The sequence below is a fragment of the Pseudomonas sp. NFPP12 genome, assembly GCF_900103205.1.
Classification (GTDB): domain Bacteria; phylum Pseudomonadota; class Gammaproteobacteria; order Pseudomonadales; family Pseudomonadaceae; genus Aquipseudomonas; species Aquipseudomonas protegens.
On the sequence record NZ_FMWW01000006.1, the window covers coordinates 616,361 to 642,436 of the forward strand.

Sequence of the window (26,076 nt, forward strand, 5' to 3'; positions counted from 1 at the left end):
CGTAAACGCCAACCTGTTGACCGGACGCGCCAATCGCATGACCGAAGCCACCTCCCTTGCCAGCTGGACCCGCGCCTTGCGCAAGCAACTGGACGCTCTGGACCTCGACAGCGCCGCACTGTGCCGCGAAGCCGGGCTCGACCCGCAATTGATGGACGACCCCAACGCCCGCTACCCGCTGTCGGCCACCACCCGACTGTGGCATCTCGCCGTGCAGGCCAGCGGCGACCCGGCCATCGGCCTGCGGGTGTCGCGCTTTGTCAGCCCCACCACCTTCCACGCCCTGGGCTACGCCCTGGTGGCCAGCGGCAGCCTGCGGGAAGTGTTCGAGCGCATCGTGCGTTATCACCAGGTGGTCAGCGACGCCCTGGAACTGGCCCTGACCCGGGAAGCGGACCGCTACCGGTTCTTCCTCAAGGTGCCGGAGGGCGCGCCGCAACCGGCCTTCGAAGCCATCGACGCCTTTGCCGCGATCTACGTGCGCACCTGCCGCAACCGCCTGGGCCGTGACTACGCGCCGCTGGCCGTGCAATTGCGGCGCCCGGCCCCGGCGGACCCGAGCCAGTGGCACAAGGTATTCCGCTGCCCGGTGCAGTTCGCCGCCGTGGACGACTGCCTGGAGTTCGGCCTGCACGATTTCGACAGCCACCTGGACGACGCCAACCCGGAGCTGGCCGAGCACAACGAAGCGGTGCTCAAGCGCACCCTCCTGCAACTGCGGCCCCTGACCTGGGAGCGCAAGGTACGCGGGGTGATCGAAGCCCAATTGCCCGAAGGCGAACCTTCGGCGGAGCGAGTGGCCCAGGCCCTGCACCTGAGCCTGCGCAGCCTGCAACGGCACCTGGCGGATGAAGGCACGCGCTTTGACACCCTGCTCAACGAATGCCGGGAAAACCTCGCCCTGCTGCACCTGCGGGACCTGGAATGCTCCCTGAGCGAGATCAGCTACCTGCTGGGCTTTGCCGATGCCAGCAGTTTCAGCCGGGCATTCAAGCGCTGGACCGGGATGACCCCGGGGCAATTTCGCGACGGCCTGCGCTAAGCCCCAGCAGCCTTGTAGCCGCTGCTGAGCCTGCGAAGCTGCGAACGACCGCAACGCGGGCGCAAATACTGCAGGCCGCTGAAGGCCTGGCGGCCTTGTCGCAGCCTCGGCAGTGGCTACAGGAGGGGGAAGCCCAGTTCGAATACCGTGGCCTGCTCATCGCTCGTGACCCGCACCTGGCCGCCATGCAGCAGCATGATCGAGTGCACGATGGCCAGCCCCAGGCCCCCGGAGTCCCCCGGCTCGGCTCGGGACGGGTCGACCCGGTAGAAACGGTCGAACAGCCGGGGCAGGTGCTCGGGGGCGATCGCCGGGCCCTGGTTGTGCACCTGCAACCAGCACCAGCCCGCTTCGTCGTGGCGCCGCAGGCGGATCAGCGACCCTGCATCGGCATGACGCACGGCATTGGCCAGAAGGTTGCCCAGGGCCCGTTGCAGCAATTGCTGGTCAGCCCGCAGCTCGCCGGAAAAACCGTTCTCCAGGCGCAACTGGCGGTCGTCGGCCAGGGCTTCGAAGTAGTCGCACAGTTGCGCCCCGACACCGGCCAGTGACAGTACCTGCAGGTCCAGCACCGCATCGGCCTGCTCGGCCCGGGCCAGGAACAGCAGGTTCTCGGCCATGCGTCCCAGGCGCTCGAACTCTTCCATGTTGGAGGCCAGCACTTCCTGGTACTCCGCCGCACTGCGCGGCTGGTTCAAGGCCAGGCCATTGCTGCCCAGGAGGTTGTGCAACGGCGTGCGGATCTCGTGGGCCAGGTCGGCGGAAAATTGCGACAGACGCTCAAAGCTCTCTTCCAGGCGCGCCAGCATGGCGTTCAGGGCCTGCACCGGCTCGTGGAATTCCGCCGGGATGCCGTTGGTGTGCAGGCGCCGGTCGAGGCTGCGCAGGTCGATCTGGCGGGCCGCTTCGCTGAGCTGGCGCAAGGGCTGCAAGCCCCGGCGCAACAGCAGCAGGCCCAGGGCGAAGGCCAGCAAGGCCCCCAGCCCCACCGCCAGGTACAGGCGCAGGCGGTAACTGGCGAGCATCTGCTCGCGCTCGCTGAGAACCTTGCCGGCGACCACGGTCAGGGCCAGGCCCTTGGGCCCCCGGGCCTGGCCCGCCAGCAGCGCCACCGGCACATCGTCCGGCCCCGGCCAGAGGCGGACATCGGTGCGTTGCGGCGCCTGTTGCAGCGCAATGGGGTCGAGCGCGGGCAGGGGCTGCCGGCGCGGGTTGATGTCGATCACCGTCGAGCCATCGGCCCGCAGCACCAGCAGCAGGCTTTCCTGGTTGCCCAGCATGTTCTGGTACAGCCGGGGCCGGGCTTGCAGGGCATCCAGGCTGTCGCTGTCCTGCAGCAGGGCCCGCACCTGTTCCAGGCGGCCGAGCAGGGCCAGGTCGTCGCGGTAGGCGATTTCCCCGGCCAGGGAACGGTAGAGGAACACCCCGATCACGCTGAGCACCAGGGCGCAGACCGCGGCAAAGGCCAGGGCCAGCCGCCAGGCGATGGAACTAGAGCGCTTCATCCGGGGCTTCCAGCTGGTAGCCGACGCCACGCACGGTGTGGATCAGCTTGGGCATGTAGGGGTCGTCGACCTTGGCCCGCAACCTTCGTACCGCCACTTCCACCATATTGGTGTCGCTGTCGAAATTCAGGTTCCACACCTGGGAGGCGATGAGGGTCCGCGACAGCACTTCGCCCTGGCGGCTGGCCAGCAGGTGCAGCAGGGCGAACTCCTTGTTGGTCAGGGCGATGCGCTGGCCGCCACGGCTGACGCGACGGCGCAGCACGTCGATCTCCAGGTCGGCGATGCTGAAGGACTCGGCCTCGCGCAGCGGTCCGCGGCGCAGCAGGGTGCGCACCCGGGCCAGTAGCTCGGCAAAGGCGAAGGGCTTGAGCAGATAGTCGTCGGCGCCCAGTTCCAGGCCGCGGACCCGGTCCTCGATAGCGTCGCGGGCGGTGAGGAACAGCACCGGGGTGGCACCGCGCTGGCGCACCAGTTGCAGCAACTGCCAGCCGTTGAGGCCGGGGAGCATGACGTCGAGGATGATCAGGTCGTACTCCTGCTGCTCGATGAAATAGCGCCCGTCAAGGCCGTTCAGGGCCACGTCCACGGCAAAGCCGGACTCTCCCAGGCCCTTGGCAAGGAAATGGGCGGTCTTGGATTCGTCTTCAACTACCAGCAAACGCATGGTGCACCTCGGAAATGATCGGCACAGGCTAGGCGCCCGGCGCGCGCTTGCCCATTACAAACTTGTAATCAAGACGACGGAGTTCTGACGGAGTGCGCTGGCTAAGGTGGCCACCGGTCTTTATGGAGCTCGTTCGATGATCTGCAAACCTCTTGTCCTGGGCCTCGGCCTGAGCCTCGCCGGCACGGCCCTGGCGGCGCTCGAACTGCCGCGCCATGCCGAACTGGACCTGGCCGCCGCCCGCCAGCTGGCCGATGCCAGCCTGGCCCAGTGCACCGCGGCGGTATCGGTGCTGGACCGTGGCGGCAACCTGCTGGTGGCGATGCGCGGCGATGGGGTGGGCCCGCACAACGGCCCGGCCAGCCAGCGCAAGGCCTACACCGCGCTGTCGACCAAGACTTCGAGCCGGCTGTTCGCCGAACGGGCGCGCAACAACCCCGAGGCGGCCAATCTCAATACCTTGCCGGAGCTGTTGTTGCTCGGTGGCGGCCTTGCGTTGTTTGCCGGCAAGCAGTTGGTGGGGGCCATCGGGATTGCCGGGGCCGGTGGCGCGGCGCAGGACGAGGCATGTGCGCTCCAGGCCGCGCAGCGGGTGGGGTTGGCTGCCGAGGCCGGGCGTGAGTGATCGTGAAAGCCTGCGCCCGCGTTGCGGTCGTTCGCAGCCTCGCGGGCTCGGCAGCGGCTACAAGTTCTGTTGTTTGTTCAATCGAGGAAGGAGTGGGGCATGAATGTTTTGCGTAATAGTCTGGCGGCCATCGGCCTGTGTGGTTTGTCGAGCCTGGCCCTGGCGGCAGGCAATCCGTTGAGCGTGCACGTGCTGAACCTGGAGAACGGCCTGCCATCGCCGGGGGTCAAGGTGACCCTGGAGCAGCAGGTGGGCCAGGACTGGAAGCCCTTGTCCGAAGGGGTGACCAATGAGCAGGGGCGGATTGCCGAGCTGTTTCCGGCGGGCCGGGCGCTGACGGCCGGCGAGTATCGGGTGGTGTTCAAGACCGGCGAGTACTTCAGGCAAGCCAAGCGCGAGACCTTCTTTCCGGAGATCCCGGTGATCTTCGAGGTCAGGCAGACCGAGCAGCATTACCACATTCCGTTGTTGCTCAGCCCTTATGGGTTCTCGACCTATCGTGGCTCGTAGGAACCAGCTGCCGGCGAAGGCGATCTCGCGGGCCTCTTCGCTGGCAAGCCAGCTCCTACGGGAGGCAGGAACAACGCGGGGGCTTCTGTAGGAGCCGGCTTGCCGGCGAAGGCGATCTTGCGGCCTCTTCGCTGGCAAGCCAGCTCCTACGGGAGGCAGGGACATCGCGGGGGCTTCTATGGCGAGGTCAGGGCGCGCAGGCGCTCGGTGTCGAGGATTTCGATCTCGCCATAGCTCAGGCGCAGGATGCCCTGGTGCTGCAGCTCCTTGAGGATCTGGTTGGTGGTCTGGCGCGACAGCGAGAGCATCAGCGCCAGTTGTTCCTGGGGCAGTTGCAGCACGCGGCGGGCCTGGGCCACTTCACCGTAGCCGGCGGCCATCGCCAGCAGGCGGCTGGCCACCCGCGCCGGGGCCGGCATCAGGCTCAACTGCTCCAGGTTGATAAAGGCCAGGCGCAGTTTGTGGCTCATCAGCAGGGCGAACTGGCGCCAGTATTGCGGCTGCTGCTCCAGTAGTTGCAGCAGGTTCGCCTGCGGCACCTGGAGCAGGGTGCAGGCGCCCTCGGCGTAGGCATCGTGGGTACGGGGCTGGCCGTCGAACAGGCAGATCTCGCCGAACCAGTGGGGCGCTTCCATCAGGCTCAGCAAGGCCTCCTTGCCCTGCTCGCTGACCGCGCCCACCCGCACCGTGCCCTCCAGCACCGCGTACAGCCCGCAGGGCGGATCGCCGCGCCGGAACAGGCACTGCCCCGCCGTCAGCCGGCGCAGGCGCGCACTGTCGAGCAAACTATTCTGTAAGGAAGCCGGCAGGTGGCTGAACCACTGGCCGGTCATCAGGCATTCACGCCACTGGTGCAGGTCCATGAACAGGTCTTTCCCTCAGGGCATCGCAATGATTGTCGCCTAGCTGACAGAGCCGAGCACCGCCGCCGGGCATGATCGAGCCATCCTAACGGAGGAACAACAATGAAAAGCCTCGTTGATCATCTCAGTCAATACGCCGCCTACCACCGCGACCCGCGCAATATCGCCAGCCACTTTATCGGCATTCCGATGATTGTGGTGGCGGTGGCCGTGCTGTTGTCGCGTCCCGCCTGGAGCATGGCCGGGCTGTCGTGGTCGCCGGCGTTGCTGCTGGCCCTGGCCGCGTCAGTGTTCTACCTGCGCCTGGAAGTGCGCCTGGGGGTGCTGATGACGGTGCTGATGGCGCTATCGGTGTGGGCCGGCCAGGTGCTGGCGGCGCAAAGTACCGGGCTCTGGCTGAGCAGCGGCCTGGGCCTGTTCGTGATCGGGTGGGTGATCCAGTTCATCGGCCATTACTACGAGGGCCGCAAGCCGGCCTTCGTCGACGACCTTTCGGGGCTGATTGTCGGCCCGCTGTTCGTGGTGGCCGAACTGGCCTTCCTGCTGGGGCTGCGCCATGACCTGAAGCAGGCCATCGAGCAGCGTTCCGGGCCGGTGGCCCTGCGGCACAAGAAAGCCATGGTCTGAAGCCCGGGAACGCTTCGGGAATATTGGGCCGGCCCCCGCAGGAGCCGGCTTGCCGGCAAAGAGGCCTTCGAGCCAGGTGCAAACCTGAAGGACGCTTTCGCTGGCAAGCCAGCTCCTACAGCGGGCGTGATGTCGGCGGGGTCAGAGGCTGGCGTGTTTCTGCCAGACCTTGGGCTTGAAGAACAGGGTTTCGCCACGGGCCAGGCCGATCAGGCTGTCGTGGTCCTTCACCACTTCGGCTTCGATCAGTTCGCTCTGCCCTTCCACCTTCAGGGTCACCCGGGTGGTGGCCCCCAGCGGACGGATATCCCGTACTTCGGCGGCGTGGTGGTCTTCCAGTTCGGAACGCGACAGCGACACTTCGTGAGGCCGGAACAGCACGTGGTTGTCCTCCCCCAGGTGCAGGCGGTTGGAGTCGCCGAGGAAGTGGTAGACGAAGTCGCTGGCCGGGTTCTCGTAGACCTCGCCCGGGGAACCGATCTGCTCGATCACGCCCTTGTTCATCACCACGATGCGGTCGGCCACTTCCATGGCTTCTTCCTGGTCGTGGGTAACGAATACCGAAGTCAGGTTGATGTCTTCGTGCAGCCGCGCCAGCCAGCGCCGCAGCTCCTTGCGCACCTTGGCGTCGAGGGCGCCGAAGGGTTCGTCCAGCAGCAGCACCTTGGGCTCCACCGCCAGGGCGCGGGCCAGGGCGATACGCTGGCGCTGGCCGCCGGAGAGCTGTTCCGGGTAACGGTCGGAGAGCCAGTCCAGCTGCACCATGTTCAGCAGCTCGTGGACCTTCTCGGCGATCTTGCTCTCGCTGGGGCGCTGGTTCTTCGGCTTCATGCGCAGGCCGAAGGCAACGTTGTCGAACACGCTCATGTGGCGGAACAGGGCGTAGTGCTGGAACACGAAACCGACGTTGCGATCACGCACGTCGTGGCCCGAGACATCCTCGCCGTGGAACACGATGCTGCCTTGGTCCGGGGTTTCCAGCCCGGCGATGATCCGCAGCAGGGTGGTCTTGCCGCAGCCGGACGGGCCCAGCAGGGCCACCAGCTCGCCGCTCTGGATGTCCAGGTTGATGCTGTTCAGGGCCTTGAAGGCGTTGAAGTTCTTGCTGACGTTACGGACTTCGATCGACATGACTTATTCCTCCGCGGCGCTGGCGCGCAGGCGGTTGATTCGGGATTCGCTCCACTGCTTGAGCAGCAGGATGAACAACGCAAGGATCAGCAACAGGCTGGCGACGGCAAAGGCGGCGACGTGGTTGTACTCGTTGTAGAGGATTTCCACGTGCAGCGGCAGGGTGTTGGTGACCCCGCGAATGTGCCCGGAAACCACCGACACCGCGCCGAACTCACCCATGGCCCGGGCGGTACACAGCACCACGCCGTAGATCAGGCCCCATTTGATGTTGGGCACGGTGACGTGCCAGAACATCTGCCAGCCATTGGCCCCCAGCAACCTGGCGGCCTCCTCTTCCTGGGTGCCCTGCTCCTGCATCAGCGGGATCAGTTCCCGGGCAACGAAGGGCACGGTGACGAAGATGGTGGCCAGGACAATGCCCGGCAAGGCGAAGACGATCTGGATGTCGTGGTCCGAAAGCCACGGGCCGAACAGGCCCTGGGCGCCGAACATCAGCACATAGACCAGGCCGGCGATCACCGGCGACACCGAGAACGGCAGGTCGATCAGGGTCACCAGGATGCTCTTGCCGCGGAACGAGTACTTGCTCACGCACCAGGCCGCGCTGACCCCGAACACCAGGTTCAGGGGCACCGAGATCAGCACCGCGACCACCGTGAGTTTCAGCGCCGACAGGGCGTCGGGCTCGAAGATCGCATCGAAGAACGCCCCCAGGCCGAGCTTCAGGCCCTGGGACACCACGATGAACAGCGGCAGCAGCAGGAACAGGGCGAAGATCAGCCAGCCGAGGCCGATCAGCAGGCGCCGCGAGGTGGCGCTGCCACGGCGGGCAGCGTTGGCGGAGGACGCGGCGGAAATGGACGATTGGGACATGGTCGCGCCTCCTTAAGGTCGTTCGATGCGCCGCTGCAGCAGGTTGATCAGCAGCAGCAGAATGAAGGAAACCACCAGCATCAGCACGCCGATGGAAGTGGCGCCGGTGTAATCGTACTGGTCGAGCTTGACCATGATCAGCAGGGGCAGGATCTCGGTCTTCATCGGCATGTTGCCGGCGATGAAGATCACCGAACCGTACTCGCCCACGCCCCGGGCAAAGGCCAGGGCAAAACCGGTGAGCCAGGCCGGCAGCAGGGCCGGTACCAGGATATGGCGGAACACCTGCCACGGCTTGGCACCCAGGCAGGCGGCGGCTTCTTCCACTTCACGGGGGATGTCCGCCAGCACCGGCTGCACCGTGCGCACCACGAATGGCAGGGTGACGAAGGTCAGTGCCAGGGTGATGCCCAGGGGGGTGTAGGCGATCTTGAAACCCAGGTCGGTGGCGAACTGCCCCACCAGGCCGGTGGGCGCGTAGAGCGCGGTCAGGGCAATGCCCGCCACGGCGGTGGGCAGGGCGAATGGCAGGTCGATCATGGCATCGATGATCTTGCGCCCGGGGAAGCTGTAGCGCACCAGGACCCAGGCCAGCAGGGTGCCGATGACGCCGTTGATGATGGCCGCATACAACGCGGTACCGAAGCTCAGCTTGAGCGCGGCGAGCACCCGTGGCGCCGAAATGATCGCCCAGAACTGTTCCCAGGTGAGTTGCGCGGCATGCACGAACATCGCCGCCAGGGGGATGAGCACAATCAGGCTGAGGTACACCAAGGTGTAGCCCAGCGTCAGCCCGAAGCCGGGTATGACGGGGGAGATACGACGCGACATAAGAGTCCTTGGTTAACGGAACGGATACGCAAAACCCGCAACTCAATGCGGGCTCTGCCTGGTAGGAGCCGGCTTGCCGGCGAAAGGGCCCGCAAGTCGTGCTTTGCCCTCAGGGGCGCCTTCGCTGGCAAGCCAGCCCCTACAACAGGGTTATTGCGCCGTGTAGATCTGGTCGAACACGCCACCGTCATTGAAGAATTTCGGTTGGGCAGTTTTCCAGCCGCCGAAGTCCTTGTCGATAGTTACCAGGTCCAGTTTCGGGAACTGCTGGGCATATTTGGCGGCGATGTCCTTGTCCCGTGGGCGGTAGAAGTTCTTCGCGGCAATTTCCTGGCCGGCCGGGCTGTACAGGTGCTTGAGGTAGGCCTCGGCGATCTGGGTGTTGCCTTTCTTCTCGGCGTTCTTGTCCACCACCGCCACCGGTGGCTCGGCGAGGATCGACAGCGAAGGCACGACGATATCGAACTTGTCTGCGCCGCCGTCTTCCTTGAGGGCCAGGAAAGCTTCGTTTTCCCAGGCCAGCAGCACGTCGCCCTGGCCGTTGTTGACGAAGGTGATGGTCGAGCCGCGGGCCCCGGTATCCAGCACCGGTACGTGCTTGAACAGCTCCTTGACGTATTCCTGAGCCTTGGCCTCACTGCCACCGGCCTTCAGGCCGTAGGCCCAGGCGGCGAGGAAGTTCCAGCGTGCACCACCGGACGTTTTCGGGTTCGGGGTGATCACCGAGACGTCTTTCTTGATCAGGTCGCCCCAATCCTTGATGCCCTTGGGGTTGCCCTTGCGCACCAGGAACACGATGGTCGAGGTGTAGGGCGTGCTGGCGTCGGGCAGGCGCTTCTGCCAGTCCGCCGGCAGGGTCTTGCCGAGCTTGGCGATTTCGTCGATGTCACCGGCCAGGGCCAGGGTCACCACGTCGGCGCGCAGGCCGTCGATCACCGCCCGGCCCTGCTTGCCGGAGCCACCGTGGGATTGCTGGATCTTCACGTTGTCGCCCGGGTGGTCCTTCTTCCAGAAGTTCACGAACTCGGCGTTGTAATCCTGGTACAGCTCACGGGTCGGGTCATAGGACACATTGAGCAGCTCATAGTCCTTGGCAACGGCGGAACCGGCGAAAACGGCGCTGGCGAGGGCGGCCAGGGCATAACGGCGAATCGACGACATGGTGAAGCTCCTGAAATTTTTTAAGGTGCTGGCATTTTTCTTATGGCGATTTCAGCCCGCATTCGAAAAGGAACGCTGGGATTCGTGCAGGGGGTCATGGATGACGCCCTCCGGTTGACCAGTCGGGCCTCTCGTTCGCGAGAGGGTGACGCGGTGTTCAGCGAGGTACTTTCAACTCGGTTTGTGGCCGGGCTGCTGCAGACGGAATTTTTCCTTGCGTTCGATCTGCACGACCTGGGCGTTGTGCACGGTGATTTCCACCGCACCGAAGCGCAGGTCGCGCAGTGCGCTTTGAATTTCCCGCAAGATGGTTGCTTCGTCCTGGCCGTCAACGCTGCGTAGAGATGCGCTCATGGTGTTGCTCCTGAGTGGGATGTGCCTGGCAGTGGCGGCACTGCTTGCGGCGTGGGAGCAATACTAGATAGGGCCGGATATTCTTAAAAATACTATTTAAGAATGTTTATATAACCAGAAGAAATTATTCGAGCTGACAGCAGCTTAGCCCCAACCCTGTAGCCGCTGCCGAGCTTCAGCGAGGCTGCGCAAAGGCCCCCAGGGCCTTGCCTGGCGCCCTTGCGCCAAACCTCAACACCGCGCCTGCCACGTCGGTATGCCGCCCAAACCGTTCGCAGCCTGCGCCAGCGGCTACAGGGATCAACGGATCTGCGGGGCGTTGCTCCAGACCAGTTGCGCCGCCGGCATCGGCCGGCCGAACCAGTAGCCCTGGCCCAGGTCGCAGGCGTGTTCCAGAAGAAAACGCGCCTGTTCCACCTGCTCGATACCCTCGGCATGCACCTGCATGCCCATGCTCTGGGCCAGGGCAATGATGACCCGGGATATCGCTGCATCGTCCTCGTCGAACGGCAGGCCGGCGACAAAACCCTGGTCGATCTTGAGCTTCTGCACCGGCAGGCGCTTGAGCCGCAGCAGGGAGGAGTAGCCCGTGCCGAAGTCGTCGATGGCCAGGCGAATACCCAGCTCGCGCAAACGGTGCATCTGCTCCAGGGCCACTTCGGGATCGTCCATCACCGCGCTTTCGGTGACCTCCAGCTCCAGGTAGGCCGGGTCCAGCCCGGTCTCGTGCAGCACCTGGGCCACCTGCTGGTACAGCTCGCTGCGGGCGAACAGGCGGGTCGAGACATTCACCGCGATAAACGACAGCACCACGCCATCGGCCTGCCACTGGCACATCTGCCGGCAAGCCTGCTGCATGACCCAGGCATCGATCTCGGCGATCATCCCGGTGCGCTCGGCAATCGGTATGAACTCCGCCGGCGACACCAGCCCGCGCTCGGGATGCTCCCAGCGCACCAGGGCCTCGACGCCTACCAGGCGGCTGGTCTTGAGGTCGTGCACCGGCTGGTAGTAGACCCGCAGTTCCTGCTGGTCCAGGGCGCGGCGCAGCTCGAAGGCGATTTCCACCCGCTGCTGGGCATGGGCGGTGAGCTCCTCGGTGTACAGGGCGTAACCGTTGCGCCCGGCGCTTTTGGCCTTGAACAGCGCCGCATCGGCGTTGCGCAGCAGTTGGCTGGCGCTCAGCGCGTCGCTGGGAAACAGGCTGATACCGATACTGGCGTTGATCACCACCTGCTGCTCGCCGAGCTGGAAGGGCTCCTTGAGGCCGTCGATGATGCGCTGGGCCAGGGCCGCCGCCTGCACCAGCTGCGGGCAGCTTTCGGCCAGCACCGCGAACTCGTCGCCGCCCAGGCGCGCCAGGGTGATGCCCGGGCCGAACATCCCGCCCAGGCGCTCGGCCACCGCCTTGAGCAGTTGGTCGCCGACGTTGTGCCCCAGGCTGTCGTTGATCATCTTGAAGTGGTCCAGATCGATCATCAGCATGGCGCAGCCGCGCTTGTGGATCTGCGCCGAAGCCAGGGCCTGTTCGGCACGGTCGGTGAACAGCAGGCGGTTGGGCAGGTCGGTCAGCGGATCGTGATGGGCCAGGTGAGCCAGCTCGTGCTCGGAATCCTTGATCGCGCTGATGTCGGAAAATACCGCAACGTAATGAGTCAGCTCGCCCTGCTCATCGCGGATCGCGCGGATGGTCTGCCATTGCGGGTAGATCTCGCCGCTCTTGCGCCGATTCCAGATTTCACCGCTCCACTCATCGGTCTTCTGCAACGAGTCGAACATCGATTGATAGAACTGCGCCGAATGATGCCCGGACTTGAACAGGCTCGGCTGGCGGCCCAGCACCTCTTCGCGCTGGTAGCCGGTGATTTCGATGAAGGCGCGGTTGACGTGGACGATCTGCCCCTGGGTATCGCTCACCAGCACCCCTTCGCGGGTGCAGTCGAACACCGCCGCCGCCTGGCGCAGGCGCTCGCGGTCCTTCTGCTGGTGGCGCAGCCAGCGATCGGCCCCCAACACCCGCAGCAGACGGGCCCGGGCGAAGAAGATCAGCACCGCGCTGACCACCGCCCAGGCATAGCCGCCAACCAGTTGCCAATGGGCCCGATCGGAAAACTCATCGAAGAAACTGCTCAATAAATAACCACTGAACTGCAACCAGACCAGCGACAACAGCAGATAGAGCAGCGCGGCACGCAAACCATTGCGATAAGAAACCGACATAAGTCCGTCTATTTCCACACGAAAAGTTTGGGATTATAGAGGAAGAAACATTCCGCCACTCTTATCTGAAAGGGCGACTGGTTTTCTCAGTGGGCTTAGTGATAATGCCTGGGCTGTTTTTTTCTTTATCGAGGGCCTTATCGCCTATGTGGTATGAAGGTTTACTTGGCTTGTCCGCCTGGCAACTGGTGGCAGTCACCCTGTTGATGACCCACGTGACCATTGTCGCGGTCACGGTCTATCTGCATCGCTATTCCGCGCACCGTTCCCTGGAACTCAACGCCGGCCTGAAACATTTCTTCCGCTTCTGGCTGTGGCTGACCACGGCGCAGAACACCCGCGAGTGGACCGCCATCCACCGCAAGCACCACGCCAAGTGCGAAACCGCCGACGACCCCCACAGCCCGGTGGTCAAGGGCCTGTCCACCGTGCTGCGCAAGGGCGCAGAGCTGTATCGCGAAGAGGCGAAGAACCCGGAGACCCTGCGCATCTACGGCAAGAACTGCCCGGAAGACTGGATCGAACGCAACCTCTACAGCCGCTACAAGCTGGGCGGCGTGGCGCTGATGGCAGCCATCGACCTGCTGCTGTTCGGCACCATCGGCATCACCATCTGGGCCATCCAGATGATGTGGATTCCGTTCTGGGCCGCCGGGGTCATCAATGGCCTGGGGCATGCGGTGGGCTACCGCAACTTCGAATGCCGCGACGCCGCCACCAACCTGGTGCCCTGGGGCATCATCGTCGGCGGCGAAGAGCTGCACAACAACCACCACACCTACCCCAACTCGGCCAAGCTCTCGGTGAAGAAGTGGGAGTTCGACCTGGGCTGGGCCTGGATCAAGGTCTTCAGCTTCCTGCGTCTGGCCAGGGTCCAGCGCGTGGCGCCCATCGCCCACCGGGTCGAAGGCAAGGGCCACCTGGACATGGACACCGCCATGGCCATCCTCAACAACCGGTTCCAGATCATGGCCCAGTACCGCAAGCTGGTGATCGGCCCGCTGGTGAAACAGGAACTGGCCAAGGTCGATCATTCGGTGCGCCACCAGTTCCACCGTGCCAAGCGCCTGCTGTCCCGGGAAACCAGCCTGCTGGAAGACCGCCACCACCTGCGCATCCAGAGCATGCTGGAGCACAGCCAGGCCTTGAAGGTGATCTACGAGAAGCGTCTGGCCCTGCAGCAGATCTGGGTCAAGACCAGCTCCAACGGCCACGACATGCTCGCGGCCATCAAGGATTGGGTACACGAGGCCGAGGCCAGCGGCATTCAGTCCCTGCGCGATTTCGCCCATCAGCTCAAGACCTATTCCCTGCGTCCCACCACCGCCTGACCCCAGCCCCTCGCCACTCCCGTGGCGAGGGGCTGCCCTTCTGAAATCAAGCCTTGCAGGCCCCTCTCGACCGTCTGGCGGGCGCTCGCGCTATCGCTGTAGCGGCCGGGAACTTAGCGCCCGATCCCCTATCTCAAACAACACTTCGCCATCCAGGCGGGCTTGGTTGTAGCCGCTGCCTAACGGCGCGCGGCACGCCCTTTGAGATCTGTGCCGATGGTCAACAAGAACCCACACACTCCCTCTGCGCTTCCACAGTGGCCCGAAGCCGCGCAAACCCTGATGGCCCTGATGCATGCACAGGGCGAAGTGGCCCGCCTGACCGAACGCGAGCAGCTGTTCAGCTCGCTGCTGGTCAGTGTCAACGCGGTGCTCTGGGCCTTCGACTGGGACAGCCGCCAGGTGCTGTACGTCAGCCCGGCCTATGAACGGATCTTCGGTCGCCCCGCAGGCCTGCTCCTGGCGGACTGCAATCAATGGCGCGACAGCATCTACCCCGATGACCTGGAGTACGCCGAGCGCAGCCTGGCCCAGGTCCTGGAAAAGGGCGCGGTGGAAGATCGCGAATACCGCATCATCGATGCCCAGGGCCAGGTGCGCTGGCTCAGCGACAAATGCTTCATCAACCGCAATGCCGAGCCCGGGCAACGCCTGATCGTGGTCGGCATCGCCGAAGACATCACCGAAAAGAAGCAGCTGGAAACCGAGTTGCAACGCCTGGCCACCACCGACGTGCTGACCCAGAGCAGCAACCGTCGGCACTTCTTCGAATGCGCCAACCGCGAGTTCGAACAGGCGCGCCTGCAAGGCTCGTCCCTGGCCTTCTTGCTGCTGGATATCGATGACTTCAAAGTGATCAACGACACCTACGGCCACCCCGAAGGCGACATCGTCCTGCAGCGCATCGCCGAAAGCGGGCGCGCGGCCCTGCGTCGCGGCGACCTGTTCGGGCGGATCGGTGGCGAGGAGTTCGCCGCGGTTTTTCCCGGCTGCACCGCGGACATGGCGCGCCAGGTGGCCGAGCGCCTGCAACGGGAGATCCAGCGCCAGAATTTCAGCCACCAGGGCCAGACGTTCACCATCACCGTGAGCCAGGGCCTGACCGGCCTGCTGGCGGAAGACGAAAGCCTGGACAACCTGTTCGCCCGCGCCGACAGCGCCATGTACGAAGCCAAGCGCCAGGGCAAGAACCGCATCATCACCGGATAAACCCGCGATCACTCGCCCGTAGGAGCTGGCTGGCCCGCAAGGCTTGCACAAGACTCGAAGGCCTCTTCGCCGGCCAGCCGGCTCCTACAGTGGTTCAGCCCTTGCGCAGGCGGGTCAGTTCCGGCAGCCCGACCTTCAGCAGCCGCGCGGTCTTGCAGCGCGCGATCTCTTCCACCCCTTCGTGCTCGGTCAGCCGCGCCAGCTGCGCCGCCAGGTTCATCACCAGCGCCTCGCGGGAATACACCCCACCGCCCAACTGGTAGATCGAGGCAATCAGTTCCCGCAGTTCCAGGGGCATGCGCCAGCGGGTCCGCAGCGCCGAGCCGTAGGCCGCGCCAAAGCGCTCCAGGGCATCGCCGATTTCTTCCTGGTCGTCCAGCTCGCCGCCGGCCTGTTTCCACTCCTGCAAGCAACGCAGCAACGCCAGGTCGCCCAGGCGATGCAGTAGCCCGGCGCAGTAGCAGCGCTCCTGGTCCAGGTCCAGCAAGCGCGCCAGGGTCCGGCCGTATTCCGCGGTATGCAGGGACAGCTCCCAATAGCGCTCGGCATAGTCGGCCAGGGCCGGATCGCTCAGGCGCGCGCTGCGCTTGAGGGTCAGGCCGAGGATCAGGTTCATGCTCTGCCCGGTGCCCAGCCGATGCAGGGCCTGGGACAGGGTCTGCACGCCGTCGCCATGGTGCTGCGCGGCGCTGTTGGCTGCAGCGATCAGCACCGCGGTGACCTGGGGATCGGTGCGGATCTCTTCCTCCAGCACCTTGAGGTCCAGGCCTTCGGGGTTGAGGCTGCGCTTGACCGCCAGTTGCACATCGGTGAGCAGCGGCGCGCCGTCGGCCACATCGCGCCGGCGTTCGAGAAAGGGCCACAGGGTCATGCCCGGCGCCAGGGCCGGCACCTCGCAGGAGACTTCCTGGCCGGCGTCCAGCAGCAGGCCCTGCAGGCGCTGGGTCAGCCCTTCCATGTTCAGGGGCTTGGTCAGGTAGGCAGTGGGCGCCAGGGGCAAGGCCTCGCGCACGCTGGCGCTGTCGCTGCGCACGCTCAGCAGGATGAACGGCTGCACCGGGTTGCGCTTGCGCTGGCGCACCGCGCGCAGCAGCGACAGGCCATCGATGCCCGGCAGCTCCCAATCGGCAATGATCAGGTCATAGGGTTTGGCGCTCAGCAGGTCCATGGCCTCCTGACCGTCGGCACACAAGTCCAGACGCGCATCACAGCGCACGTTCAACAGCACTTGCTTGAGCAAATCACGAGACCAGGGATCAGCCTCGGCAATCAGCACGCGAGGTACAGCGGGTAAATCAACAGCGGTCATGCAGCACGCTCCCTAGGCAATCCCTTGCACCTTAGTCAATGCGCGGGCTTCCATACAACGCAAATCCCCCTGGAGCCGCCTGAGGGCGAAAAAAAACCCGCCGAAGCGGGTTTTTCTGTCGATCAGGTCACAGCGTCATCAGAGTTCAGCGAAGCACTCTTCGATGATGGCCAGGCCTTTGTCCAGCTGGGCATCCGGCGAGGTCAGCGGTACCAGAACCCGCAGAACGTTGCCGTAGGTGCCGCAGGACAGCAGGATCAGCCCCTTGTCGCGAGCCTTGGCCACGACCTGGGCCACGGCAGCGGCGTTCGGCTTGTGGCTGTCGCCATTCTCGAACAGTTCCACCGCGATCATCGCGCCCAGGGCACGCACTTCACCGATCACTGGGTACTTGGCCTGGATGGCCTTGAGGCCGGTCACCAGGCGCTCGCCAACAGCCTTGCAGCGATCCAGCAGGTGCTCTTCCTCGAACACTTCCATCACCGCCAGGGCCGCCGCACAGGCGATCGGGCTACCGGCGTAGGTGCCGCCCAGGCCGCCTGGAGCGATGGCGTCCATGTACTCGGCCTTGCCGCAGACACCGGCCAGCGGGAAGCCGCCGGCGATGGACTTGGCGAAGGTGGTCAGGTCGGCGGTAACGCCCATCTGTTCCATGGCGAAGAAGGTGCCGGTACGGCCAGCGCCGGTCTGCACTTCGTCAGCGATCAGCAGGATGCCGTGCTGGTCGCACAGGGCGCGCAGGCGCTTCATGAACTCCTTGGGCGCGACGTAGAAGCCGCCTTCGCCCTGCACCGGCTCGATGATGATCGCGGCGATATCACGAGGCTCGGCGTCGTTCTTGAAGATGCGCTCGATGCTGGCGATGGAGTCGTCGATGCTCACGCCATGCAGTTCGTTGGGGTACAGCGCGCGGAAGATGCCGCCTGGCATCAGGCCCATGCCGGCCGAGTACGGCACGACCTTGCCGGTCAGGCCCAGGGTCATCATGGTGCGGCCGTGGTAGGCGCCGGTGAAGGCGATCACGCCGGCGCGGCCAGTGGCGGCACGGGCGATCTTCACGGCGTTCTCGACGGCTTCGGAACCGGTGGTCACCAGCAGGGTTTTCTTGGCGAAATCACCTGGCACCTTGGCGTTGATTTTCTCGCACAGCTCCACGTAAGGCTCGTAGGCCAGGACCTGGAAGCAGGTGTGGGTCAGCTTGTTCAGTTGCTCGGTCACCGCGGCGATGATCTTCGGGTGCACGTGACCGGTGTTCAGTACCGCGATACCGCCGGCGAAGTCGATGAACTCGCGGCCTTCAACGTCGGTGACGGTGGCGTTCTTCGCGCTGTCGGCGAAGATCGGGTGAATCTGGCCAACACCGCGCGGTACAGCGGCTTCACGGCGTTTCATCAGGGATGCGTTGGTCTTGCTCATAGTGTCCTCATTCACCGCTGCGGCAGCGGTGTGATTCAAGGGTTGCGGGGCGGGGAAGCGCCTGCGACAGCATGCGATGATCGACTGTCGGAGCGGTCCCGGGCCACCTTGAAAAGTGCGTTTTTTAAAGCTGCGCAGGGGGACAGCGCTCTCGTGCCCCCGGCGCTTGAAACCGGATCAGATACCCAGGCAGAGGTATTTGATTTCCAGGTAATCCTCGATCCCGTACTTGGAACCTTCACGGCCCAGGCCCGAGGCCTTGATGCCGCCGAACGGCGCCACTTCGTTGGAGATCAGGCCGGTGTTGACCCCGACCATGCCGTATTCCAGGGCCTCGGCCACACGGAACACACGGCCCAGGTCACGGGCATAGAAGTACGAGGCCAGGCCGAACTCGGTGTCGTTGGACATGGCGATGACTTCGGCTTCGTCCTTGAAGCGGAACAGCGGCGCCAGTGGGCCAAAGGTTTCTTCCTTGGCCACGGCTGCGTCTTTCGGCACGTTGACCAGGATGGTCGGCTCGAAGAAGTTGCCTTCCATGGACTTGCCGCCGGCCAGCAGGGTCGCGCCTTTTTTCAGGGCGTCGGCGATGTGTTCCTGGACCTTGGCCACGGCTTTTTCGTCGATCAGCGGGCCAGTGGTGGTGCCTTCTTCCAGGCCGTTGCCGATCTTCAGCTTGGCCACTGCTGCCTTCAATTTCTCGGCGAAGGCGTCGTAGACCGAATCCTGGATGTACAGGCGGTTGGCGCAGACGCAGGTCTGGCCGTTGTTGCGGTACTTGGAGATGATCGCGCCTTCGACGGCCTTATCCAGGTCGGCGTCGTCGAACACGATGAACGGCGCGTTGCCGCCCAGCTCCAGGGAGACTTTCTTGATGTCCTTGGCGCATTCGGCCATCAGCTGGCGACCGATCTCGGTGGAGCCGGTGAACGACAGCTTGCGCACGATCGGGTTGCTGGTGAGCTCGCCGCCGATGTCGCCGGCGCTGCCGGTGACCACGCTCAGCACGCCTTTCGGGATGCCGGCACGGTGCGCCAGTTCCACCAGGGCCAGGGCCGAGAACGGGGTTTGCGAAGCGGGCTTGATGACCATGGTGCAACCGGCGGCCAGGGCCGGGCCGGCTTTACGGGTGATCATCGCCGCCGGGAAGTTCCACGGGGTGATGGCCGCGGTCACGCCGATCGGCTGCTTGATCACGATCAGGCGCTTGTCGGGCTGGTGGCCGGGAATCACGTCGCCGTAGATGCGCTTGGCTTCTTCGGCGAACCATTCGATGAAGGAGGCGGCGTAGGCGATTTCGCCCTTGGCTTCGGCCAGCGGCTTGCCCTGCTCCAGGGTCATCAGGCGACCCAGGTCGTCCTGGTTCTCGATCAGCAATTCATACCAGCGGCGCAGCTTGGTGGCGCGCTCCTTGGCGGTCAGGGCACGCCAGGCCGGCAGGGCCTTGTCGGCGGCCTCGATGGCGCGGCGGGTTTCGGCAGCGCCCATCTTTGGCACGGTACCGAGGATTTCACCGGTAGCGGGGTTGTTGACCTTGATCGTCTGGCCGTTGTCCGCGTCGACCCAAGCTCCATCGATGAAGGCTTGTTGGCGGAACAACTGGGCGTCTTTGAGCTGCATGTCGGCTTCCTTAACAGCACCGCGCATACGCGGGGCGAATTGTGATTGTAGAAAGGCGCCAGGTCAGGAGGAGAGCGCCGGGGCGCTGTCACCAGCCCGTGGCCAGGCTGCCGTCAGGAAAATCGTTCACTGGGTAAAAGCACGAAAAAGTCGCACACAAGAATAGACGTGCGTTTGGGCACCCAGGCAAGAGCGTTTGAAATCTCAAACGAATCCTAGGGTCAACGGGGGTAAAGGACAATAGGCTGTTCGAAAAAAAGAACGTAAAGGCGCCTAGCGGTAAAAAATCCGCTTCAACCTCCCATGCCGCCGGGCAAAAGACAACGCCCCCGCAGCCTATGGCAGGCGGCGGGGGCGCTGGCATGGCGCCTGGGGAACGGTCAGCTACTGAACGACTTGAGCACCGTCAACAGGCTGGTGAGGTTGTCGGCCACACCGCCCTGGGCGACTTTCTCGGTGGCCGACGCACCGGCGGTGGTGTCGACGCTGTAGATCTGCATCACGCCCTGGTTGGTGGCCGCCTGGGCCAGGGTGTTTTGCTGCTGCTGCGCCGAAACCGAGTTCTGGAACAGGATGGCCACGGACTGGCCCATGGACTGGTAGATGGTGCCCATCGACATGGCTGGCGCTTCGGCGACGACCTTGACGTTGGTCTGGGTGACGGCATCGGTGATTTGCGGACTGACTGTGCTCATAAAAACTCCATTTTTTCAGCAGGTAGGTTCAACGGAAAATCAGGCTTTCAGCCATCAGCTCTGAAAGGACTTGAGAACCGTCAACAGGCTGGTGAGGTTGTCGGAGACCCCGCCCTGGGCGACTTTTTCGGTGGCCGCCGCCCCGGCGGTGGTGTCGACGCTGTAGATCTGCATCACGCCCTGGTTGGTGGCCGCCTGGGCCAGGGTGTTTTGCTGCTGCTGCGCCGAGACCGAGTTCTGGAACAGGATCGCGGTGGCCTGGGCCATGGATTGGTAGATGGTGCCCATCGCCATGGCCGGCGCTTCGGCGACGACCTTGACGTTGGTCTGGGTGACGGCATCGGTGATTTGTTCGTTTACAAGTGGCATGGCTCAACTTCCTTTGTTAGGCACACGGAGCATTCCGTGTCATTGAGTGAACGTGGCAGCCCTGATGCTGTGAAGCGGGGCTTGAACGGCCTTGCGGTTATTTCAGGGGGCCCTTATTGCCCACTGCCGGCGGTCAGTTGCTTGAGGGTGTCTTCGACTTTCTGCGACAGCCCGGCCATCCGCGCCTCGACCGCGGCTTTCACCTCCTGCTGGACCAGGGCGCTGATCATTGCCTTGAGCTGCGGATCGTCCGCCGGGAAGCTGGCCGGGGACAGTGCCGGCGCCAGCGCCGCCGCGGCGGCTGCAGCGGCGGCGGTCGTCACCAGGCCGGCCCCGGGGGGCGATACCGACAGCGGCTCCTCGGACTCGGCGGCCGCCAGCAGTTGGCGCAGCACCAGCTCCCGCGCCTGGGGATCGGCCTTGCCCGCGGCGGCGGAACCGGCCAGTTGATCGATGATCTGCCGGGTGCGCAGCCCATCGGACTGCATCAGCTCCGTGGCCCGCTGCCGCGCCTGATCGACGCTCTGTTGCGCGGCCCTGGACATGTCCAGCGGCTTGTCCTGGGCAAATGCCTCCAGTACCTGGCGCTCGACCTGGGTCAACGGGCGTTTCAGATACTTCTCGGCAAAGCCGAATATCGTCGCCATCGGGGTCTGCTCTTCATTCGCCATTGCATGCTCCTTACTCAATGAATGACGTTGAAGGGCTGGGCACCGGGTCCGTCGAACTTCAACGCCAGGGGAAAAGCCTGTGTCGCGGTCATGCTCCTGGCCGTGCAGGCCCCGGGCACCTGGCGCGCCCGGGGCGCTTGCTCAGGAGGACGGTGTGCGATTGGCCAGGGTGCTGCTGTACTTGGCGATGCTCTGGTCGATCTTGTCGATGGCCACGCCGGCCGCGTCGGCCTCCATGGCCCCGGCAGCCGCCGCCACCGCTGCCGCCGCGCCCACCAGCAGATCGGTGACCAACGCGCCCAGGGCATCCTCGGCAGCCCCCTTGACGTTCTCTTTGACGATGTTCTCGGTCATCTGCTTGAGCAGCACCGCCTGGGCCGCCAGGGCCAGCTTGCTGACCCCGTCGAAATACCCCGCCGCCGACTGCGCCACCAGGCCGGCGGCCTGGCTGATCATCATGTCCGGCGCTGCTGCGATCTGCGCCGGGGCATAGCTGAAGGTCTGGGCATTGCTGAACTGCACCGCCTGGACAATCTGGCTGTTCAGGGCATCGGTGCTGTCGCTGCTGGGCGTGCCGGCCTGCTTGAGCAGGTGCGCGTTCATCGTCTGCATCATCGAGGGCTGCGCCGGGCCTGCAGGCGATGGAGCAGGTTCGGGCGCCGGCGCGCTGGCCGTCGAGGCGGCGTCACCGGCCATCGCCGAGGGTGCCTCAGGCTCGGCGGCTACTGCAGCGGCGCCAGGGTCGGCCGCCGCGCCGGCGCTTTCATCGGCCGCGGCTGCGGGTGGGGTTTTCTTCTTGAACCAGGCCATGACGATTCTCCCGGGCGGTCAGCCCTACTCGCCAATCGCCATGATCAGCGCCACGGCCTTGGACACCACCGCATTGGAGATCTGGTTGAGCGCCTGCTGGCTGTTGACCGCGTTCTGCAGCGACAGGCCGGCCGAGTGGCTGGCCACCTGGTACAGCGAGGCGATGGCCTGGGCCGGAGCCTCGGCCACGACCTTGACGTTGGTCTGGGTGACGGCATCGGTGATCTGCGAGTTGACCATTGGATCGGGCATACATCTCTCCTTAGATGGAATGGCCCACCGCAGAAGGCGGCGGCACCGGCTACAGCATCGAAAACAGGCTCACTGAACAGGAACGCCCGAGCGAGCCGGCTGTGAAACCTCAGGCCGCATCAACGCAACTGCGCCCGCAACAGCTGCACATACTTGCGCGCCAAGGGCTGGTTCATGCCCAGCTCGGCGGCGATGTGGGGATAGGGCAGGTCGTCGACAAACTTTAGTTCAAAGAGGCGGCGCTTCTTCGGCGGCAGTTGCGCCACCCGTCGACTGAGCAAGGCCAGGGTCTCCAGCAATTCCACCTGGTCGAGCACCGACATCTGCGGGGCCTCCAGCTGCTGCAGCGGGTCATCCTCGAGCCCGGCGAAATCCACAAACAGGCGCTGCTCCCGGGCCTGCCGGCGGCAGCTGTCGACAAACACATGATCGAGCACCAGGAACAGAAAGCCCTGGGGGTCGCGAATCCGCTCCGGCGAGCGACGAAAGAACAGCAGCGCCTTGATCGCCGTGGCCGCCAGCCACTCTTGGGCACCATCGGCGTTGCCCCGCGCCAACTGCCGGGCGCGGCGCTGCAAACCGGGCAATACCGCCCTCCAGCTGGCTTCGAACAGTTGGTCCGGCAGGCCCGCTTGCAGGCCGCCCGGCATGGAACAGTTCATCTCCTGCACCTCCCTGTGCCCCGTGATTGCACGGTTCTGGCTGCAGGTTGCGCGCAGGTACGAAGAAGCTTCAGCAGGAAAAACTGCCACTACGGCCCGGGTTTCCGGGGGTTGCGACGGACAAGCACCAGCCGATGAAAACCGGCGTGGACGCCCCGAGTCGACATAGGTATGATGTCGCCCGCACTGCACTCGTAGCTCAGCTGGATAGAGTACTGCCCTCCGAAGGCAGGGGTCGTGGGTTCGAATCCCGCCGGGTGCACCATCTTCTTTCCCTTGTATTACAAGGGGATAGCGCTCCTGACAGAAACCTGTCCTAGTCCTGAAAGTCGTTTTTGCCACAAATTTGCCACACTCAAAAGTGGCGGGAATGGTCGAAATGGCAACAATCAGGAATCGTGGCGAGTATCAGTGGGAAGCGCAAATCCGCCGTAAGGGCTATCCAGCCCAGCGCAAAACCTTCGAAACCAAAGCCGATGCCCAAGCCTGGGCCCGTATGATCGAAAGCGAAATCGACCGAGGCATTTTTGTCTCTCGCGTCGAGGCTGAGCGCACTGCCTTTCATCAACTCATTGATCGCTACATCTCCGAAATTGCTCCGAAGCACAAAGGCGCCTATTCGGAAATCAAACGCCTCGAAGCTCTCAAGCGTCATCCGCTGGCGACACGCATCGTTGCCACCCTCACCTCCTCCGACTTTGCCCGTTACCGTGACGAGCGCCTGAAGATCCGCAAGGGCAATACGGTTAAGCGTGAGCTGGCTTTGTTTCAATGCGTCATTGAGGTCGCTCGCCGCGAATGGGGAATTCATCTCGCCGAGAATCCGGTACGGATGGTCAGCCGCCCCAGCTTTAACGACGAACGCTCGCGACGCCTGGACCCGATTGAAGAGCAATACATCCTCACCGCCTTGGAGCTTCGAGAGCGCCGCGCCGATGGAACCTATGCCGACGCCTCGCATAACCCATGGATACGGCCCATCGTCCAACTCGCAATCGAAACAGCCATGCGCCGTGGCGAGATTTTCGAGTTGCGTTGGAAGCATGTGAATCTGGATCGCAGAACTGCACACCTTCCAGCTACCAAGAACGGGCTACCGAGAACCGTGCCCCTCTCCCCAAAAGCTATTCACTTGCTGAAGGACTTGCCGCGCTCACTTTGCGGCCGAGTCTTCCCCACCACTGCGGATGCCCTCAAGAAAGCCTTCACACGTGGTTTGGAGCGCGCCAGGACGAAATACTTAGGAGATTGCGAACGCGTTCAGGTAATGCCTCAGGAAGACTTTCTGCTCGACCTGCGCTTTCATGATCTACGCCATGAAGCTACCTGTCGGCTTGCCACCAAACTTCCCAATCTGATCGAGCTCGCCAGCGTGACGGGACACCGCGAGGTGAACATGCTGAAGCGTTACTACAACATCACCGCAGAAGAGCTAGCTGCCAAGCTGGCCTAACTGTCAGTCTTCAAATTCAAGCCCAGGGAGCTAGCTCCCTGACTTGAGAATCTTGCGGCACTCTGCTCACGCCCTCTAAGCAGTTGCAGGTGGGTCTCGTTGAAGCAATCGACAACATACTCTTGAGTCATTTCTCCGAGAGAAGTTCGTCGCTTGCCTTTGTTCAGTAGCGTTCGAGCACATAGCTGTGCAGTTTCTCGTTGATCCGCCCTGAACAGCAAATCAGAGACGACCCATTCTCTGAGCCACTTGTTCACCAAGGACCAGAGGACAAGTCTTCTGTAAGTCGGCCAAGCCATTCGAGTTTCGCCACTCATATAGCGTCTGAGGATCCGACCATCCTGAGCGCCCTGGAATCCTGAAATCTCTAGCTCAGACAGCTTTTGCTCAAGAGCCACCATGGAAAAATTGGCCCTCAGCAAGATTCCAGAGATCAGGTAAACCATCATGTCATGGGGTACACGCAAGACGAAATTCTTCCGACCTGCCTCCGAGTGCATGCGGAGCTCACGCACGACAAGCTCGAACGCTTCGTTGGACTCCACTATTGATAGGTGAGATTCGGATGGATTCATCTCGCAATTCTTCAGCTATCGCTAGCATCTGTCAAAAAGCTGTCCTAGTTAATCAGCGCTCGTTTGGAAAAAGCTGGAGTCACTCCATAGCAACCTAGCGACAGTAGCGATGAGCGTCGATTATGAAACCATTCAAAAAATCCAAAAGCTTTCAGATGACGTGCTGATAGGCGTGGCCGAAGTCGCGGCGCTTACAGGCTTCAGCGTACTGACCGTGCGTCAGCGCAAGTTGCCAGGTCTTGAGCCCGTACCGGGGCTCTCACGCCTGCGGTGGCGTCTAGGTGATTTACGACAGTGGATGCGCACTGGTGCAGTAAGAGATTTGACTGCATCCCCACCTTTGCCTCTAAACGCTGATACACGAAAAATCGGACGCCCTACAAAAAAAGCCCAAGTGGAGGGGCGAAAATGAGCAGCTTGGAAGTATCAGGCGATCCAATCAGCACCCAGACGTCAGAAGACCATCTGCAATCCAATACGTACTGGTTTCATATCTTCCAAGCCATGGTGGATCACGAACTCGCAAAACTTGGCCCTGACGCGTTTGCGGTTTACTGCGTGATCAAATCCCACTGCAACCTAAAGACCGGTCTGTCGATACCCTCGATACAGACCATCGCTCAGAAAGCAGGCATCAGCGAGCGTCAGGTCATACGCAAGATAAAAACGCTCGAAGCAGAGGGCTACATCAGCAAAACCCGCTCCCGTAAGTACAACGAATATTCACTGACGGAAAAGCTGGCGATCAAAGACGGCCAAGGTCGACCACGAGGCCTAGCACAGTGGAAATATCGACCCGCGCAGATCCAAAGCACTGTGGAAGAGCTGAAACGCATGCTTCGCTACAAGCAAACGGTTGGGCAGAACATTCATATCGAACACCTGCACATCGTTCAAAGCCAAACCACCATCGGTTTTCAGATCAGCCCGGCCGATTTGGAAAACTTGGCTAATAGCAATCCTGCTATCTACCAAACGCTCCTATCGATCCGCAGCTCAATCCAAAAACGCAACAGCACTGAAGAGTAGGGTTATGCACAAGCCAGCCAGTCACCTGACTGCTTGGCAGGCATAACCTCATTTTAAGTGACTGTATGGCAGCTCCAACCTGCTTTCAACTGACACACCGTCATACATACAAGAAGAGATCTAAATCAAATCTAGACGACACTCAAAAGCAGTGCTTGCTCCCTGTTGATAACCATGCGGAGCCTGGACATCAACAGGGAGCTCATTCAGGTACAGGGCGGTATCAATCACTCTCACTGAACGCCGGAGGCGAAATGCGCTGT

At 63.3% G+C, this 26,076-nt stretch carries 27 protein-coding genes and 1 tRNA gene; 10 read left to right on the forward strand and 18 right to left on the reverse strand.

Annotated features, from left to right (window positions below; translation table 11 throughout):
* Positions 1–37 precede the first annotated feature (37 nt).
* Entirely contained in the window at positions 38–1,042 is a 1,005-nt protein-coding gene (locus BLS75_RS27610) for an AraC family transcriptional regulator (protein ID WP_011058582.1), read from the forward strand.
* A gap of 116 nt (positions 1,043–1,158) precedes the next feature.
* On the opposite strand, the gene BLS75_RS27615 is transcribed toward BLS75_RS27610, so the two are convergent.
* Both BLS75_RS27615 and BLS75_RS27620 read right to left on the reverse strand, forming a co-directional pair.
* Positions 1,159–2,547, reverse strand: a complete 1,389-nt coding sequence (locus tag BLS75_RS27615) for a heavy metal sensor histidine kinase (protein WP_072452173.1) — start codon at positions 2,545–2,547, stop codon at positions 1,159–1,161.
* Entirely contained in the window at positions 2,534–3,214 is a 681-nt protein-coding gene (locus tag BLS75_RS27620; RefSeq protein ID WP_072452174.1) for a heavy metal response regulator transcription factor, read from the reverse strand. The genes BLS75_RS27615 and BLS75_RS27620 overlap by 14 nt, the downstream gene beginning before the upstream one ends.
* 136 nt (positions 3,215–3,350) lie before the next feature.
* Here BLS75_RS27620 and BLS75_RS27625 point away from each other — a divergent pair, with 136 nt between their 5' ends.
* Both BLS75_RS27625 and uraH read left to right on the forward strand, forming a co-directional pair.
* On the forward strand, positions 3,351–3,839 hold the full coding sequence (locus tag BLS75_RS27625) for a GlcG/HbpS family heme-binding protein (RefSeq protein ID WP_072452175.1): 489 nt from the start codon (positions 3,351–3,353) through the stop codon (positions 3,837–3,839).
* Between the two features lie 99 nt (positions 3,840–3,938).
* Positions 3,939–4,349, forward strand: a complete 411-nt coding sequence (gene uraH / locus BLS75_RS27630) for a hydroxyisourate hydrolase (protein WP_011058578.1) — start codon at positions 3,939–3,941, stop codon at positions 4,347–4,349.
* Positions 4,350–4,525: 176 nt separating this feature from the next.
* On the opposite strand, the gene BLS75_RS27635 is transcribed toward uraH, so the two are convergent.
* A complete protein-coding gene (locus BLS75_RS27635) occupies positions 4,526–5,212 on the reverse strand; it encodes a Crp/Fnr family transcriptional regulator (protein WP_011058577.1) in 687 nt (228 codons plus the stop codon).
* A 102-nt stretch (positions 5,213–5,314) separates the two neighbouring features.
* Here BLS75_RS27635 and BLS75_RS27640 point away from each other — a divergent pair, with 102 nt between their 5' ends.
* Positions 5,315–5,839: an Mpo1 family 2-hydroxy fatty acid dioxygenase gene (locus BLS75_RS27640; RefSeq protein ID WP_041115120.1), complete on the forward strand. Its 525-nt coding sequence runs from the start codon at positions 5,315–5,317 to the stop codon at positions 5,837–5,839.
* A gap of 141 nt (positions 5,840–5,980) precedes the next feature.
* On the opposite strand, the gene BLS75_RS27645 is transcribed toward BLS75_RS27640, so the two are convergent.
* From BLS75_RS27645 to dibA, 6 genes are all read right to left on the reverse strand, one after another.
* The gene (locus tag BLS75_RS27645; protein ID WP_011058575.1) at positions 5,981–6,970 is read right to left on the reverse strand and encodes a sulfate/molybdate ABC transporter ATP-binding protein; all 990 of its coding nucleotides are present in this window, start codon (positions 6,968–6,970) and stop codon (positions 5,981–5,983) included.
* 3 nt (positions 6,971–6,973) lie between these two features.
* Positions 6,974–7,846, reverse strand: a complete 873-nt coding sequence (cysW, locus tag BLS75_RS27650; RefSeq protein ID WP_072452176.1) for a sulfate ABC transporter permease subunit CysW — start codon at positions 7,844–7,846, stop codon at positions 6,974–6,976.
* Between the two features lie 12 nt (positions 7,847–7,858).
* A complete protein-coding gene (gene cysT / locus BLS75_RS27655; RefSeq protein ID WP_011058573.1) occupies positions 7,859–8,677 on the reverse strand; it encodes a sulfate ABC transporter permease subunit CysT in 819 nt (272 codons plus the stop codon).
* A 150-nt stretch (positions 8,678–8,827) separates the two neighbouring features.
* Positions 8,828–9,838 (reverse strand): sulfate ABC transporter substrate-binding protein, encoded by a 1,011-nt coding sequence (locus BLS75_RS27660; protein ID WP_011058572.1) that lies wholly within the window; start codon positions 9,836–9,838, stop codon positions 8,828–8,830.
* A 171-nt stretch (positions 9,839–10,009) separates the two neighbouring features.
* A complete protein-coding gene (gene oscA, locus BLS75_RS27665; RefSeq protein ID WP_011058571.1) occupies positions 10,010–10,192 on the reverse strand; it encodes a sulfur starvation response protein OscA in 183 nt (60 codons plus the stop codon).
* 300 nt (positions 10,193–10,492) lie between these two features.
* The gene (gene dibA / locus BLS75_RS27670; RefSeq protein ID WP_011058570.1) at positions 10,493–12,412 is read right to left on the reverse strand and encodes a phosphodiesterase DibA; all 1,920 of its coding nucleotides are present in this window, start codon (positions 12,410–12,412) and stop codon (positions 10,493–10,495) included.
* A 146-nt stretch (positions 12,413–12,558) separates the two neighbouring features.
* On the opposite strand from dibA, the gene desA reads away from it, so the two are divergent.
* Positions 12,559–13,743: a delta-9 fatty acid desaturase DesA gene (gene desA / locus BLS75_RS27675; RefSeq protein WP_011058569.1), complete on the forward strand. Its 1,185-nt coding sequence runs from the start codon at positions 12,559–12,561 to the stop codon at positions 13,741–13,743.
* Positions 13,744–13,959: 216 nt separating this feature from the next.
* A complete protein-coding gene (locus tag BLS75_RS27680; RefSeq protein WP_011058568.1) occupies positions 13,960–14,952 on the forward strand; it encodes a GGDEF domain-containing protein in 993 nt (330 codons plus the stop codon).
* A gap of 94 nt (positions 14,953–15,046) precedes the next feature.
* Here BLS75_RS27680 and BLS75_RS27685 read toward each other — a convergent pair whose 3' ends face one another.
* The 9 genes from BLS75_RS27685 to BLS75_RS27725 all read right to left on the reverse strand — a co-directional run bounded on the left by BLS75_RS27685 (position 15,047) and on the right by BLS75_RS27725 (position 22,756).
* Positions 15,047–16,261 (reverse strand): response regulator, encoded by a 1,215-nt coding sequence (locus tag BLS75_RS27685; RefSeq protein ID WP_011058567.1) that lies wholly within the window; start codon positions 16,259–16,261, stop codon positions 15,047–15,049.
* 138 nt (positions 16,262–16,399) lie between these two features.
* Positions 16,400–17,677, reverse strand: a complete 1,278-nt coding sequence (gene gabT / locus BLS75_RS27690; protein ID WP_011058566.1) for a 4-aminobutyrate--2-oxoglutarate transaminase — start codon at positions 17,675–17,677, stop codon at positions 16,400–16,402.
* A 177-nt stretch (positions 17,678–17,854) separates the two neighbouring features.
* On the reverse strand, positions 17,855–19,297 hold the full coding sequence (gene gabD / locus BLS75_RS27695; protein WP_011058565.1) for an NADP-dependent succinate-semialdehyde dehydrogenase: 1,443 nt from the start codon (positions 19,295–19,297) through the stop codon (positions 17,855–17,857).
* 380 nt (positions 19,298–19,677) lie between these two features.
* Entirely contained in the window at positions 19,678–19,992 is a 315-nt protein-coding gene (locus BLS75_RS27700) for a RebB family R body protein (RefSeq protein WP_011058564.1), read from the reverse strand.
* A 54-nt stretch (positions 19,993–20,046) separates the two neighbouring features.
* A complete protein-coding gene (locus BLS75_RS27705; protein ID WP_011058563.1) occupies positions 20,047–20,361 on the reverse strand; it encodes a RebB family R body protein in 315 nt (104 codons plus the stop codon).
* A gap of 113 nt (positions 20,362–20,474) precedes the next feature.
* Positions 20,475–21,032, reverse strand: coding sequence for a hypothetical protein (locus BLS75_RS27710; protein ID WP_041115110.1), 558 nt, complete (start codon positions 21,030–21,032; stop codon positions 20,475–20,477).
* A gap of 141 nt (positions 21,033–21,173) precedes the next feature.
* Entirely contained in the window at positions 21,174–21,842 is a 669-nt protein-coding gene (locus BLS75_RS27715; RefSeq protein ID WP_065364756.1) for a hypothetical protein, read from the reverse strand.
* Positions 21,843–21,866: 24 nt separating this feature from the next.
* Complete coding sequence (locus BLS75_RS27720) at positions 21,867–22,094, reverse strand: RebB family R body protein (RefSeq protein ID WP_011058560.1); 228 nt, start codon at positions 22,092–22,094, stop codon at positions 21,867–21,869.
* A 119-nt stretch (positions 22,095–22,213) separates the two neighbouring features.
* A complete protein-coding gene (locus BLS75_RS27725) occupies positions 22,214–22,756 on the reverse strand; it encodes an RNA polymerase sigma factor (RefSeq protein WP_072443737.1) in 543 nt (180 codons plus the stop codon).
* A 188-nt stretch (positions 22,757–22,944) separates the two neighbouring features.
* Here BLS75_RS27725 and BLS75_RS27730 point away from each other — a divergent pair.
* The 4 genes from BLS75_RS27730 to BLS75_RS27750 all read left to right on the forward strand — a co-directional run bounded on the left by BLS75_RS27730 (position 22,945) and on the right by BLS75_RS27750 (position 25,813).
* Positions 22,945–23,021, forward strand: a tRNA-Arg gene (locus BLS75_RS27730).
* A 105-nt stretch (positions 23,022–23,126) separates the two neighbouring features.
* On the forward strand, positions 23,127–24,209 hold the full coding sequence (locus tag BLS75_RS27735) for a site-specific integrase (protein WP_239690694.1): 1,083 nt from the start codon (positions 23,127–23,129) through the stop codon (positions 24,207–24,209).
* Positions 24,210–24,893: 684 nt separating this feature from the next.
* Positions 24,894–25,196 (forward strand): helix-turn-helix transcriptional regulator, encoded by a 303-nt coding sequence (locus BLS75_RS27745; protein WP_072452178.1) that lies wholly within the window; start codon positions 24,894–24,896, stop codon positions 25,194–25,196.
* Positions 25,193–25,813: a helix-turn-helix domain-containing protein gene (locus tag BLS75_RS27750; RefSeq protein ID WP_072452179.1), complete on the forward strand. Its 621-nt coding sequence runs from the start codon at positions 25,193–25,195 to the stop codon at positions 25,811–25,813. Before BLS75_RS27745 ends, BLS75_RS27750 begins: the two co-directional genes overlap by 4 nt.
* The last annotated feature ends 263 nt before the right edge of the window (positions 25,814–26,076 follow it).